Consider the following 12,721-nt stretch of genomic DNA (forward strand, 5'->3'; position numbering starts at 1 on the left):
TTAATAAGAAAAGCGGATTTCAGCATAGCGCGGCCCACAGCGAAGCGCCATGCGGATCTTTGCCTCAGCGCAGCGGCCGCCCGCCGTCGACGCCGTGGGTGCGGCCGGTCACGTAACGGCTCTCCAGCAGGTAGTTCACCAGATTGACCACTTCGCTCTCGCCCGGCGCGACCTTCATCAGCGATTTCGCCAGCGCTTGTTGGCGGTAGGCTTCATCGTCGCCCGGATTGAAGATGATCAGCGCCGGCGCGATGGCGTTGACCTTCACCTCCGGCGCCAGCTTGCGGGCGAACGAGCGGGTCATATTGTCCAGCGCGGCCTTGCTGGCGGCGTAGGCGATATGTTTGTCGCTGCCTTTTTCCACCACGTAGTCGGTCAGATGGATAATGTCCGCGCCTGCCTGGCCCTGGCCGGTCAGGCATGATTCGAGCAGTTGGTTGAGCAAATAGGGCGTATAGACGTGAATTTGCAACATCGCCGCCATCACTTGCTCCGGCGGCACTTCCGCCGACTCGGCCTGCCAGGCGCTGGCGTTGTGGATCACTGCGCGCAATTTGGGCGCCAACTGCCGCACCTGGTCGGCGAAACGGTAGATGCCTTCGTGCGTGGAAAAATCGCCCTGAATGCAACTGGCGCCCAAGGCTTTCAACTCGGTCATCGCCGGATATTCGCTGCGATAGGCAATGATGACGGGAACGCCGCGCTGGAGAAACGCTCTGGCGAGCGCCAGCCCGATGCGCCGCGCGCCGCCGGTAATCAGCACCGGGGCAGAGTTGGGGTGTTCCATTGATTAAAGCTCCTGGACAGACTGGCAAACAATAGGGGAATTATGCCATCATACGGCGGAAAGTCGTTAAAGCTTCGCATGATTATCCATTTCTGGATGTAAGATCCCCAATGCGTTTCAGGTTGCCGCCCGGCGGCGGCTTGAAAGACCACGGGTTAACACTGGCCATGAGAGGAATGAGGGGATGAACAGCAATCACCTTGCATCCATCGCGCGCAGTGAGAAAATCTGTTTTGACTATATGGATTTTCTGTCCGCATCGTGCAGGAAGCACTGGCGCTTTGTTGATGCTATTTATGGTGTGATGCCGATCTTCGGCATGGTGTTGAAATCGCGCGTGACCACGTCACAAACGCGCAAAGAGCAGTTGAAAGAGCTGGCGCTGCAAGTGGTGTCGACGCAGGTCAGCGATGAAACCAATATCGTGCGCCTGATTGACCTGGCGCAGCAGCAGGGCCTGACGGTGTTTGATATTCAGTTGCCCTATGCGCTGGAAGCGCAACAGCTGGCGGCCATTCAAAAAGAGTGCGAGGAAGGCATTGCGATCGCCCTGGTGGGTGAGCGCATGACCATCACCATTCCCCCTAAAAGCTGACCGGGTGTATCGACCCGGCCGCCCGTTCATGGTTAGGCAATTGACTTACCGCGATGGCCTAACCATGAATGTGAAATTTCGCGCCGCGTCACGGTCGGCGTCTAACCTTCATCCCATCATTCAATTCATTCATTGGCGGATTACCCTCCTCAGGGCGTTGTGTCGTTTTAATGCACGGTGGCGGAATGGTTGCCAGCAGGCGCGCAGCTGCCGGTTTCCGGCAGCCGATGTTCGCGCAGCACCTGCAGCGTTTCTATTCGAAAGCGCAGCAGGTGCCGCTCGGCGGCCTGCTGCATTTGTTCACACAGCGAGGTATCGTCCATCACCTGTTCGATGGCGAGCCGAGCCTGATGCACATGCGGCTCAACGCCGCGGAGGGGCGTTTGCCGCAGGCGCAGATGGGTAATGTTGTTGAATGTAACGATCAACGCGGCCAGGGCAGACTCGAAAATATTCAGTGCGTTAACTCTGGCGGCATATTCCACATTCAGCCAGGGTTTCTCGTCGATGATCGCCTGAGCGACGCCCAGCGCCTGCTGATAGTGCATCATCGCCAGGCGATCGCGCCGCTGATTGAATGCCGTGTTGCCCTTGGCGATCAGTGCTTCCCAAGCGGCAAACAAGGGTAATGCGTGCAGCAGTTTTTCAGCCATGAAATGCCTTCCATTTTCAGCCTGTCCAAACCCGCCTCCTGACGCCTCTCGGCGGGGCACTTGTGTCTTACCGTTAATGCTTGGATGATAATGATAATTAATTGCATTTAAGATCGCAAGCGGAGCCTCTGACGAATCAATAACGGGGAGCGGGGTAAGAGGAAGGGCGAGGAAACGAAATGCGGCTGACGGGCAGCCGCATGGGCAGGCGATTTTAGTGCAACATAAACCAGCCGGCAGGCAGCGTGGCCACCAGCAGCAAGAAGATGCTGCTTTTTTCCAGGCGATTGAGCAGATTGATATCCCGATGGCCGCGGCGGGCATACATGAACACCAACAGCCCTGGCGCATACAGCAGCACCGACATCAGCAGGTGCATCAGCCCGGAAGCATACAGCAGCCACAGGCCATAGACGCAGGCGCCGGAGGCGGCGAAGATCAGGCGCTTGTCGCGGCGGCGGTAAGCCACCTTGAACAGAAACGCGCCGACCAGGAAGTAAGGCACCAGGATCATCTCTGACGCGATGGTCAACAGCGAGTTGTAGTTGCTGCCGGTCAGCCAGATAAGCACCAGCGCCAGCTGCACCGCGATGTTGGTCAGCCACAGCGAAGAGGACGGGGCGTGATGGCGGTTCTGCTTGCCGAACACGCGCGGAAACGCGCCGTGCTGCGCGGCCAGCAGCGGCACTTCCGCCGCCATGATGGTCCAGCTCAGGTAGGCGCCGCACACGGAAACGATCAGGCCGGCGGCGATGAGCACGTCTCCCCACGGGCCGATCAGTTCTACCATCAGCACCGCCATCGACGGATTGCGCATCTCGGCCAGTTCGCTGCGCGGCACCACGCCCAGCGACAGCAGCGTGACCATCAGATACACCGCCAGCGCCGACAGCACCGCCAGCATAGTGGCGCGGCCCACGTCTTTCTTATTGCGGGCGCGAGCGGAAACAACCACCGCGCCCTCCACGCCGATAAACACCCATAGGGTGATCAGCATGGTGTCCTTGACCTGTTCCCACACCGGTTTGCCGAGGGCGACGCCGTTGAAATCCAGTGTGAACACGTCCATTTTAAAGGCGATCGCCGCCAGAACGGCGAACATTCCCAGCGGCAACAGCTTGGCGAGGGTGGCCGCCAGATTGATGCTGGCGGCGGTTTGCACGCCGCGCAGCACCAGCGCGTGCACGATCCACAGCAGGGCGGATTCGGCGATCAGCGCCTGCCAGGTATTGCCGTCACCGAGGATAACGTTGCCGCCGCGATCGGTGAAAATGCTCAGCGCCGCGAACACGATCACCAGATACGAGACGTTGGCGATCACGGCGCACAGCCAGTAACCCCAGGCGGAGCAGAAGCCCACCAGTTCGCCGAATCCTTCTTTGGCGTAGGTGAAGATGCCGCCGTCGAGATCCGGACGCAAACGCGTAAGCAACAGCATGGCGAATGCTAAGAACAGAATGCCGACGCCGGTGATCCCCCAACCCAGCAGCAGCGCGGCGGGGCTGGCGACCTGCGCCATGTTTTGCGGCAGACTGAACACGCCGGCGCCCAGCATCGAGCTGAGCACCAAAGCGGTTAGCGCGGTAAGACCGAGTTTTTTTTCCAATGACGGATCCTGAACGCAGAATAAACAACTGGAAGGGAACTGCTTGGCTGCAACAATGTATTAACAACCACTGCGCGAATAGACAATAGCCCTAAAAATTGGCGCAAATTCTACGGAGGGATGATTAGAGATGCAATGATTGAATATGCGGAATTTACAAAAAACTATTCAACGCGCGATGGAAAAAGCGGCAATAAAAACGGGCAGCTCAAGGGCTGCCCGATGGTAAACCTAAAAACGGGTTTTATTTGAACAGATCGGCGCTGACGGTCAGGTTGCCGCCGCTCTTGTTCTGCCACTGGCGGGTGACGTGGTAGTACTTGGCGCCTTTCTCAGCCGCGCGTTTCGCCACTTCGGTGGAGACATCGGTCATGCTGTTGAAGTGGCCGGTGAAGGTGACGGAATCGAACGGCACCATCTGCGCGGCGGTCACGTTGTTCACTTCCTGGATCTTGGTGCCGTTAGGCAGCGTGACGGTATAGCGTTGGCCGGTAGAGGACTGGGTTTCGAAGAAACGGCCCACTTCGCGGCTTGGCGAACCGGAAGATGCGACGCCAGGGATTTCGACTTTCGCGGCTGCGGCGCCGCCGGCGGCCAGCGCGGCGCGGCCGGCGTCAGAATCGGCCGGAATGGCGTCCGGGCTCTGCACGCGGCGTTTCGGCGCATCGGCCTTATAGATATAGGCGGTGACGAACTGGTTGCCGCCGGAGTTGGCGTCAACCTGGCGCACGATGAAGAAGGATGCAGCGCCTTTTTTCTTCGCTTCTTTGGAGATGGCGTCGTTGATGTCCGGCTGGCTGCGGTAGAAGCCGCTGACGCTCACGGTATCGTAAGGCTCCAGCAGGTAGGCTTCCTCTTTAGGCAGTTCATTCACGCCGTTAAATACGCGGTATTTTGGTGTTTTGCTCACTTCTGGCGCATCTTTATGATAAAGGTCTGCGGTGACGCGCCAGTTGCCGCCGTTGTTGCTGTTGTTGCTGTCCTGGATATAGAAGGAATCGGCACCCAGTTTGTCTGCACGGCGGGATACGGCGTCGACGGCTTCATTGATGGCATTGAAGCGGCCGGTAATCGTGATGCGATCAAACGGCTTCAGCGCCGCTGCTTTCTCAGGAGTTAACTCTTGCGCCGCATGAGCAGACAGCGCGGTGAGTGATAACAAGGCTGACGCGATGATCGTGGTCTTCAGCTTCATAAAAAATCCTTTCGCCTAGCGCATTAACGTTTATAACGTACTGAACTGTTTAAGTGTAATTCAGCCGTCGATTATTACATGTAATTCTGAAAACTGTCTCAGCATTTTATGTTATCCCGTGCGACAAATCGGTGACGGTGACGCGGGTCGCACGGATGGCGCCACCGTCATAAGTTTCCATAATAACGGCTTGGGTGTCATTAATGTTAATTATTCACAAAATGATAACTTTTATGCTTTTCCGCCGCGCATGGCCATAATTCGTTACGCCGGGCGTAAACCTCTTGCCACGCAGAATACGCTGTTCTGTATGGATTTTTTCACAGTAAATTGCGATTTGTCATATCACGCGCGGCGTTTTTATGTAAAAACAGAGCTGAATGCGTAAGCAATTATGGATCATCGACCTTATTTTCAGTAGGTTATAGTTGGCGTCTGAAATCAGTGCGGGCAAGTTAACGCTTCGCCCGCCGGCGGCGCCGTGCTATGGGCAGGAAAATAATAAACATCATCCAAGACAGGTGAGAAGGGAACATTATGCGTATTGGTGTACCAAGAGAGCGGTTGGCCAATGAAGCCCGGGTCGCAGCCACGCCGAAAACGGTGGAACAACTGCTGAAGCTGGGTTTTACCGTCGCGATTGAACGCGGGGCGGGCAAACTGGCCAGTTTTGAGGACGTCGCCTACGAAGCCGCCGGCGCGGCGCTGGTCGACGAAAACGAAGTGTGGCAGTCGGATCTGATCCTGAAAGTCAACGCGCCGCAAGACGACGAGATCGCCTTGATGCGCGAAGGCAGCACGCTGGTCAGCTTTATCTGGCCGGCGCAAAACCCCGAATTGATGGCCAAGCTGGCGGCGCGCAACGTCACCGCGCTGGCGATGGACTCGGTGCCGCGCATCTCGCGCGCCCAGTCGATGGACGCGCTGAGCTCGATGGCCAACATCGCCGGCTACCGCGCGATCGTCGAAGCGGCGCATGAGTTCGGCCGCTTCTTCACCGGCCAGATCACCGCCGCCGGCAAAGTGCCGCCGGCCAAAGTGATGATCATCGGCGCCGGCGTGGCCGGCCTGGCGGCGATCGGCGCTGCGGGCAGCCTCGGCGCCATCGTGCGCGCCTTCGACACCCGCCCGGAGGTGAAAGAGCAGGTGCAGAGCATGGGCGCGGAATTCCTCGAGCTGGATTTTGAAGAGGAAGCGGGCAGCGGCGACGGTTACGCCAAAGTGATGTCCGAAGCCTTTATCAAGGCCGAGATGGCGCTGTTCGCCGCACAGGCGGCGGAGGTCGATATCATCGTCACCACCGCGCTGATCCCGGGCAAACCGGCGCCGAAGCTCATCACCAAAGAGATGGTGGCGTCGATGAAGCCGGGCAGCGTGATCGTCGATCTGGCGGCGCAAACCGGCGGCAACTGCGAACTGACCGTGGCCGACACCATTACCGTGACCGACAACGGCGTGAAAATCATCGGCTATACCGATCTGCCGAGCCGCTTGCCGACCCAATCTTCGCAGCTGTACGGCACCAACCTGGTCAATCTGTTGAAGCTGCTGTCGAAAGAGAAAAACGGCGAGATTGACATCGATTTCGACGATACGGTGATCCGCGGCGTTACCGTGGTGCGCAGCGGTGAAATCACCTGGCCGGCGCCGCCGATCCAGGTCTCCGCCCAGCCGAAAGCGGCGCCCGCCGCCGCACCGGCCGCCAAACCCGAAGCCAAACCGACCTCGCCGTGGCTGAAGTATGGCCTGATGGCTCTGGCGATCCTGCTGTTCGGCTGGCTGGCGGACGCGGCGCCGAAAGAGTTCCTGTCGCACTTTACCGTGTTCGCGCTGGCCTGCGTGGTCGGTTACTACGTGGTCTGGAACGTCAGCCATGCGCTGCATACCCCGTTGATGTCGGTCACCAACGCGATCTCAGGGATTATCGTGGTCGGTGCGCTGCTGCAGATCGGTCATGGCGGCTGGGTGAGTTTCCTCTCCTTTATCGCCGTGCTGATCGCCAGCATCAACATTTTTGGTGGATTCACCGTCACTCAGCGCATGCTGAAGATGTTCCGCAAGAACTAAGGGGTAACAAATGTCTGGAGGATTGGTTACAGCTGCATACATTGTTGCCGCTATTTTGTTTATTTTCAGCCTGGCGGGCCTGTCGCGTCATGAAACGTCGAAGCAGGGCAACCTGTTCGGCGTCGCCGGCATGGCGATCGCGCTGATCGCCACCATCTTGGGGCCGGATTCCGGCAACGTCGGCTGGATCATCATCGCCATGATCATCGGCGGCTCGATCGGCGTCTATTTGGCCAAGAAGGTCGAGATGACCGAAATGCCGGAGCTGGTGGCGGTGCTGCACAGTTTCGTTGGTCTGGCGGCGGTGCTGGTCGGCTTCAACAGCTACCTGGATCATGGCGGGCCGATGGAGCCGGTGATGGCGAATATCCATCTGACCGAAGTGTTCCTCGGCGTCTTTATCGGTGCGGTGACCTTCACCGGGTCGATCGTCGCCTTCGGCAAGCTGCGCGGCATCATTTCTTCCAAACCGCTGATGCTGCCGAATCGCCACAAGCTGAACCTGGCGGCGCTGGTGATCTCGTTCTTGTTGCTGGTGGCGTTCGTGCGCACCGACAGCGTGGGCTGGCAGGTGGTAACGCTGTTGCTGATGACGGCGATCGCGCTGGCGTTCGGCTGGCATCTGGTCGCCTCGATCGGCGGCGCCGACATGCCGGTGGTGGTGTCGATGCTCAACTCTTACTCGGGGTGGGCGGCCGCCGCGGCGGGCTTCATGCTGAGCAACGATCTGCTGATCGTCACCGGCGCGCTGGTGGGCTCTTCGGGGGCGATACTGTCTTACATCATGTGCAAGGCGATGAACCGTTCGTTTATCAGCGTGATCGCCGGTGGTTTCGGCAGCGACGGTTCTTCCACCGGCGACGCCGAAGAGATGGGCGAATACCGTGAAACCACGGCGGAAGAGGTGGCCGAGCAGCTGAAGAACTCCACGTCGGTGATCATCACCCCTGGCTACGGCATGGCGGTGGCGCAGGCGCAGTATCCGGTGGCGGAAATCACCGAAAAACTGCGGGCGCGCGGCGTAAAGGTGCGTTTCGGCATTCACCCGGTCGCGGGGCGCTTGCCGGGCCACATGAACGTGCTGCTGGCGGAGGCGAAGGTGCCGTACGACGTGGTGCTGGAGATGGATGAAATCAACGACGATTTCCCGGATACCGACACCGTGCTGGTGATCGGCGCCAACGACACGGTGAACCCGGCGGCGCTGGAAGATCCGCGCAGCCCGATCGCCGGCATGCCGGTATTGGAAGTGTGGAAAGCGCAGAACGTAATCGCGTTCAAACGCTCGATGAACACCGGCTATGCCGGCGTGCAGAACCCGCTGTTCTTCAAGGAGAACACCCAGATGCTGTTCGGCGACGCCAAAGACAGCGTGGAGGCGATTCTGCGGGCGCTGCAGAAGTAAAATTGGGCAACCAAAAAAACGGGCCGCTTAGCGGCCCGTTTTTTATGCGCGAAGGTTAATCTTCGTCGTCATGCTCGTCATCTTCATCCGCCTCGATCGGGCAGTTGAAGTTTTCCGGTTTAATCACCAGCAGGTCACATTTCAGATGATCGATCACATGTTCCGCGGTGTTGCCGATAAAGGCGGCTGAAATGCCGGTGCGGCCCAGGGTGCCCAGCACCACCACGCCGGCCTGCAGATGTTCGGCCAGATCGGGGATTACCTCTTCCGGCAGGCCTTTTTCCACGTGGGTGAACTCTTCCTTAATGCAGAATTTCTGCCGCAGCGCCTTCATGGCGATCAGATGCTGGCCGCGAATGGCGTCGTTGTAGACGCTCGGGTCGAAGTCGGGCAATTCGATGGCGATGTTGATCGGGGTAACGGGATAGGCGCCGACCAGGTGAACCTCGGTCTGGTTGACGTTTTGCGCCAGTTCGACGGTTTCTTGCACCAGTTTGATATTGAGCGGGTCGTGATAGGGTTCCTCGCTGGCCAGGTTGACCGCCACCAGCGCCTTGCCGCCTTCCGGCCAGGGCTGGTCTTTCACCATCCACACCGGGCAAGGGCATTTGCGCAGCAGGTGCCAGTCGGTGGGGGTAAAGATCACCGACTCTAACCGATCGTGTTGGTGCGCCATTTTCAGCAGCAGGTCATGTTGGCCGGAAAGCACTTCCTGAATGATGGCTTCGAAGGGGCGGTTATGCCAAACCACTTTGATTTCGATCGGCACGCCGTCGTTGAGATAGAAGCGACACTGCTCGTTGATCCAGGCGGCGCGTTGGCTGATCACACCTTGCCGCATCGCCGTTCTTTCATCCGGGGAGAGCAGGGTCGTCATTTCGTAAGAGAAGTCATAGATGGGCAGGAAGGCCTTGATGCGCCCGCCGTTCCGTTTTACCAGGTACACGGCGCGGCGCAATGCCGGCTGATCGTCCTGATTGGGGTCAATAGCCACCAGAAGATTCTGATACTTCGCCATAGGGCCTCCTTACAGCTGAAATCAACAGTCTGTTAATTTACAGAGTAACCCAACATTGAAAAACAGAACAACAACGGAAGCGTGCCGGATCAACAATTTCGGTGAAATGGTGATCCGGCGGGGGAATCAGGCGTTGACGGTCACGTTGATGCGCGGCGTACCGGCCAGCACCGACAGCGCGTCGGCGTTTTCAATGGTGATGTATTTGCCTTTCACGCTGAGGATTTCGCTTTTCTGGAAGCGCCCCAGCAGGCGGCTGATGGTTTCCACCGTCAGCCCAAGGTAGTTGCCGATGTCGCCGCGGGTCATGGTCAAACGAAACTCGCGCGGTGAGAAGCCGCGCTCCGCAAAGCGGCGTGACAGGTTGTAAACGAACGCCGCCAGGCGCTCTTCGGCGTTTTTCTTCGACAGCAGCAGGATCATGTCCTGGTCGCCTTTGATCTCGCCGCTCATCAACCGCATGATCTGCTGACGCAGGTTCGGCATTTTGCCGGACAGATCGTCGAGGGTCTCGAACGGGATCTCGCACACCATCGAGGTTTCCAGAGCCTGAGCGAAGCTCGGGTGCTTCAGGCCACCGATGGCGTCGAAGCCCACCAGGTCGCCCGCCAGGTGGAAGCCGGTGATCTGCTCATCGCCTTGCTCGGTGATGGTGTAGCTTTTAATGGTCCCGGAACGGATCGCGTACAGCGATTTTAGCTCGTCGCCGGCCTTGAACAAGGTCTGGCCTTTCTGGATGGGCTTCTTCCTCTCGATAATGTTGTCGAGCTGGTCCAGCTCGTGAGCATTGAGGGTGAAAGGAATGCACAGCTGGCTGATGCTGCAGTCCTGGCAATGGATCGCACAACCACCAGACTGGATACGACGAATCACGCGTTTTTCCGGGATCATAGATTACGCTCATTCAATAATTGATATGAGTCAATTTTAACATCTTTTGCTGCAGCTGATAAGGGTGGCATTAGCATGAATAGGGGTATTGTGTGCGAATTTTGCGCACACATGCCGCCGATTATTCTGTATCGGACTGAAGTTATGAGTATTATTTGTGACTTATGCGTTTTATTCACACAGGTTATTAATAGTGCCCAGCGGGCACGAGCGCGGCGTTGGGCAATGTGCTTTATTAAGCAGCGCCAAACAATGGCGCTGCTTAAGCCGATCGCAGCGGCTACAGCAAACTTTTCGGCAGGTAGCCTTCATGCTGCAGCAGCCATTGCTTGCGCTGTACGCCGCCGGCATAGCCGGTCAGCGCGCCCTGCGAACCGATCACTCGGTGACAGGGCACCACGATGCTGATCGGATTTGAACCGTTGGCCATGCCGACCGCGCGCGAGGCGGTCGGACGGCCGATACGTTGCGCCAGCTGGCCGTAGGTCAGGATCTCGCCGCAGGGGATTTGGCGCAGCTGTTGCCACACGGTGCGCTGGAACTCGGTGCCGGCGGTCATCACCGGCAACCGATCGATAATGCTCAGTTCCCCGGCGAAATAGCGTTGCATGGCGTCGGTCAGCCCGCTGGGATCGCGCTGCTCGCGCAGAGTGAAGCGATCGGCGCGGTAGTGGGTGTTCAGCAGCTTCATCAGGCGCGCTTCGTGATCGGTCCAGTCGATCGCCCGCAGGCGCCCCTGTTCATCGGCAATCAGCACCAGTTCACCCACCGGCGTAGCGGTACGATCAATCAAAAAAGTCTGCATCTGGATCACTCCTCGGTTTAGTGTGGCGATTATCGCATGAAACGGAGGGAGACGATGGCGGATTTCGGACATGCTGATGGGCAACCGCAGGGTTGCCCGAATAGCCGGCTTACGGTAAGGCGGGGAGTTATTGTGCGATAAATTTATAAAATAAATTTATAATTCATCAAGACGAGTCGTACCTTGTTTATTATTTAAGCAGGCAGTGCCGCTTTGCGGTTACTTATAGCTGATAGTCACGCGCTTTAAATGGGGGTCGTTATTCACCATCTCACTGCTGACGGCAGAAACTAATTCTTTTGGCATCTCTGTTAACGAAGAGGATATATACCCGTTCTGATATTCCGTCACTTTACCGAAGCAGCTGGAGATAAGCTTTTCATCCTGATGTTTGACGGTGCAGGCCGGCGTGGTAATGGCGCCGGTGAAGCGCACGACGCCGGAGGCGACCTGACTGCCGGAAAGCGGTTTTGCTTGCAGAGCGAAGGGCAGAATGACCAATGCGCTTAATACGGCTAAGTAATGGTTCATATGCTGTTCCTTTCAGAGTAAAAACACTGCCAATTAAAAAAACAAGCGCGCTTGTTTTCATCAAATAAGCCATTTCGCCTGGCGAAATAAAAACGAATGGGCAAAAATCCTACTGCCCGCATTCAATGAATTTGATAATAGGGAGGTAGGATGAGTAAAACCATGATTTGGATCATAGTGAAGACTGGTTAATGATTTGAGGCGCGGGCGGGATAGCAGGCTGTGATCGTTCTCTCAGGAAATTCGGGCAATGGCGGCCGTTTTCGCCCCCGTTGCGCGGCCGCAGCAACGGGGGCGAGAGCGGGGTTACAGCATGCCGCTGCTGCCGCAAATGCGGATCTTTTCCGCCACCACTTCTTTCATCGCCAGCTTGCCGGGGACGATGTACTTGCGCGGATCGTTGGCGTCCGGGTGCTGCGAAAAGTAGCTTTTTACCGCATCGGCGAAGGCGATTTTCAATTCGGTGGCGACGTTGACCTTGCAAACGCCGAGCGAGATCGCGCGCTTGACCATCGCTTCCGGAATGCCGGAGGCGCCGTGCAGCACCAACGGCACGTCCACCTGTTCGCGGATCAGCGCCAGGCGCTCGAAGTCCAACTTCGGTTCGCCGTGATACAGGCCGTGGGCGGAACCGATCGCCACCGCCAGTGAATCGATGCCGGTGGCGGCGACAAACTCGCGTGCCGCGGCCGGATCGGTATAAAAGCTGTCCGCCGTATCGACGATCAGATCGTCTTCCTGCCCGCCCAGGCGGCCCAGCTCCGCCTCCACGCTGGCGCCGTAGCGGTGGCACAGGACTACTGCGGCGGCCACCTTGGCGATATTCTGCTCGAACGGCAAATGGGAGCCGTCGATCATCACCGAACGGATGCCGCTTTTCACCTTATACTCGATGTCGTCCAGCGCTTCGTGATGATCCAGATGCAGCGCCAGCGGCAGATCGTAGCGGTGCGCGGCCGATTGGCAAATGCCGATCAGGTAGTCGGTGCCGGCATAGCTGAAGGTGCCGGGCGTGCCGGCCATGATCACCGGCGAGCGCAGCTCGGCGGCGGTCTCCGCCACCACCTGCACGGTTTCCAGATTGTGGACGTTAAACGCCGGAACGGCGTAACCCTGGCGCTGCGCCTTGAGCAGCATGTCTCGGTTGGCTATCAGATACATGGGATCT

At 58.0% G+C, this 12,721-nt stretch carries 12 protein-coding genes; 3 read left to right on the plus strand and 9 right to left on the minus strand.

Annotation, left to right across the window (positions count from 1 at the left end):
- Window positions 1-64 precede the first annotated feature (64 nt).
- Window positions 65-787 carry a dihydromonapterin reductase gene (gene folM, locus ACJ8KE_RS05295; RefSeq protein ID WP_117286764.1) on the minus strand — a complete coding sequence of 241 codons (723 nt, stop codon included), beginning with the start codon at window positions 785-787 and terminating at the stop codon, window positions 65-67.
- A gap of 184 nt (window positions 788-971) precedes the next feature.
- Here folM and ACJ8KE_RS05300 point away from each other — a divergent pair, with 184 nt between their 5' ends.
- Window positions 972-1,382 (plus strand): hypothetical protein, encoded by a 411-nt coding sequence (locus tag ACJ8KE_RS05300; RefSeq protein ID WP_004938301.1) that lies wholly within the window; start codon window positions 972-974, stop codon window positions 1,380-1,382.
- Between the two features lie 167 nt (window positions 1,383-1,549).
- Here ACJ8KE_RS05300 and ACJ8KE_RS05305 read toward each other — a convergent pair whose 3' ends face one another.
- The 3 genes from ACJ8KE_RS05305 to ydgH form a co-directional block, all read right to left on the minus strand.
- Window positions 1,550-2,035 (minus strand): hypothetical protein, encoded by a 486-nt coding sequence (locus tag ACJ8KE_RS05305; RefSeq protein WP_442517147.1) that lies wholly within the window; start codon window positions 2,033-2,035, stop codon window positions 1,550-1,552.
- Window positions 2,036-2,249: 214 nt separating this feature from the next.
- Complete coding sequence (locus ACJ8KE_RS05310) at window positions 2,250-3,641, minus strand: amino acid permease (RefSeq protein ID WP_049299367.1); 1,392 nt, start codon at window positions 3,639-3,641, stop codon at window positions 2,250-2,252.
- A gap of 244 nt (window positions 3,642-3,885) precedes the next feature.
- The gene (gene ydgH, locus ACJ8KE_RS05315; RefSeq protein ID WP_004938291.1) at window positions 3,886-4,836 is read right to left on the minus strand and encodes a DUF1471 family protein YdgH; all 951 of its coding nucleotides are present in this window, start codon (window positions 4,834-4,836) and stop codon (window positions 3,886-3,888) included.
- A gap of 537 nt (window positions 4,837-5,373) precedes the next feature.
- Between ydgH and pntA the strand changes: the two genes are divergently transcribed.
- Window positions 5,374-6,903, plus strand: a complete 1,530-nt coding sequence (gene pntA / locus ACJ8KE_RS05320; RefSeq protein WP_028128335.1) for a Re/Si-specific NAD(P)(+) transhydrogenase subunit alpha — start codon at window positions 5,374-5,376, stop codon at window positions 6,901-6,903.
- A gap of 10 nt (window positions 6,904-6,913) precedes the next feature.
- Window positions 6,914-8,308 (plus strand): Re/Si-specific NAD(P)(+) transhydrogenase subunit beta, encoded by a 1,395-nt coding sequence (pntB, locus tag ACJ8KE_RS05325; RefSeq protein WP_028127446.1) that lies wholly within the window; start codon window positions 6,914-6,916, stop codon window positions 8,306-8,308.
- A 55-nt stretch (window positions 8,309-8,363) separates the two neighbouring features.
- On the opposite strand, the gene uspE is transcribed toward pntB, so the two are convergent.
- The 5 genes from uspE to ACJ8KE_RS05350 all read right to left on the minus strand — a co-directional run bounded on the left by uspE (window position 8,364) and on the right by ACJ8KE_RS05350 (window position 12,714).
- Window positions 8,364-9,326 carry a universal stress protein UspE gene (gene uspE / locus ACJ8KE_RS05330; RefSeq protein WP_004938281.1) on the minus strand — a complete coding sequence of 321 codons (963 nt, stop codon included), beginning with the start codon at window positions 9,324-9,326 and terminating at the stop codon, window positions 8,364-8,366.
- A 126-nt stretch (window positions 9,327-9,452) separates the two neighbouring features.
- Window positions 9,453-10,217 carry an FNR family transcription factor gene (locus tag ACJ8KE_RS05335; protein ID WP_004938278.1) on the minus strand — a complete coding sequence of 255 codons (765 nt, stop codon included), beginning with the start codon at window positions 10,215-10,217 and terminating at the stop codon, window positions 9,453-9,455.
- 280 nt (window positions 10,218-10,497) lie between these two features.
- Window positions 10,498-11,022, minus strand: coding sequence for a methylated-DNA--[protein]-cysteine S-methyltransferase (ogt, locus tag ACJ8KE_RS05340; RefSeq protein WP_004938274.1), 525 nt, complete (start codon window positions 11,020-11,022; stop codon window positions 10,498-10,500).
- Between the two features lie 219 nt (window positions 11,023-11,241).
- Window positions 11,242-11,553, minus strand: coding sequence for a hypothetical protein (locus ACJ8KE_RS05345; RefSeq protein ID WP_016927593.1), 312 nt, complete (start codon window positions 11,551-11,553; stop codon window positions 11,242-11,244).
- A 306-nt stretch (window positions 11,554-11,859) separates the two neighbouring features.
- Window positions 11,860-12,714: a tagatose bisphosphate family class II aldolase gene (locus ACJ8KE_RS05350; RefSeq protein ID WP_016927594.1), complete on the minus strand. Its 855-nt coding sequence runs from the start codon at window positions 12,712-12,714 to the stop codon at window positions 11,860-11,862.
- Window positions 12,715-12,721 lie beyond the last annotated feature (7 nt).

The sequence above is a fragment of the Serratia sp. CY56464 genome, assembly GCF_052168435.1.
In the GTDB taxonomy this organism is placed as follows: Bacteria; Pseudomonadota; Gammaproteobacteria; order Enterobacterales; family Enterobacteriaceae; genus Serratia; species Serratia marcescens.

Excerpts from the sequence above, each read along its gene's own strand:
- ACJ8KE_RS05305 (WP_442517147.1), bottom strand. The coding sequence starts at position 2,035 with ATGGCTGAAAAACTGCTGCACGCATTACCCTTGTTTGCCGCTTGGGAA.
- pntA (WP_028128335.1), top strand. The coding sequence starts at position 5,374 with ATGCGTATTGGTGTACCAAGAGAGCGGTTGGCCAATGAAGCCCGGGTC.
- pntB (WP_028127446.1), top strand. The coding sequence starts at position 6,914 with ATGTCTGGAGGATTGGTTACAGCTGCATACATTGTTGCCGCTATTTTG.
- folM (WP_117286764.1), bottom strand. The coding sequence starts at position 787 with ATGGAACACCCCAACTCTGCCCCGGTGCTGATTACCGGCGGCGCGCGG.
- uspE (WP_004938281.1), bottom strand. The coding sequence starts at position 9,326 with ATGGCGAAGTATCAGAATCTTCTGGTGGCTATTGACCCCAATCAGGAC.
- ACJ8KE_RS05300 (WP_004938301.1), top strand. The coding sequence starts at position 972 with ATGAACAGCAATCACCTTGCATCCATCGCGCGCAGTGAGAAAATCTGT.
- ydgH (WP_004938291.1), bottom strand. The coding sequence starts at position 4,836 with ATGAAGCTGAAGACCACGATCATCGCGTCAGCCTTGTTATCACTCACC.
- ACJ8KE_RS05345 (WP_016927593.1), bottom strand. The coding sequence starts at position 11,553 with ATGAACCATTACTTAGCCGTATTAAGCGCATTGGTCATTCTGCCCTTC.
- ogt (WP_004938274.1), bottom strand. The coding sequence starts at position 11,022 with ATGCAGACTTTTTTGATTGATCGTACCGCTACGCCGGTGGGTGAACTG.
- ACJ8KE_RS05350 (WP_016927594.1), bottom strand. The coding sequence starts at position 12,714 with ATGTATCTGATAGCCAACCGAGACATGCTGCTCAAGGCGCAGCGCCAG.
- ACJ8KE_RS05335 (WP_004938278.1), bottom strand. The coding sequence starts at position 10,217 with ATGATCCCGGAAAAACGCGTGATTCGTCGTATCCAGTCTGGTGGTTGT.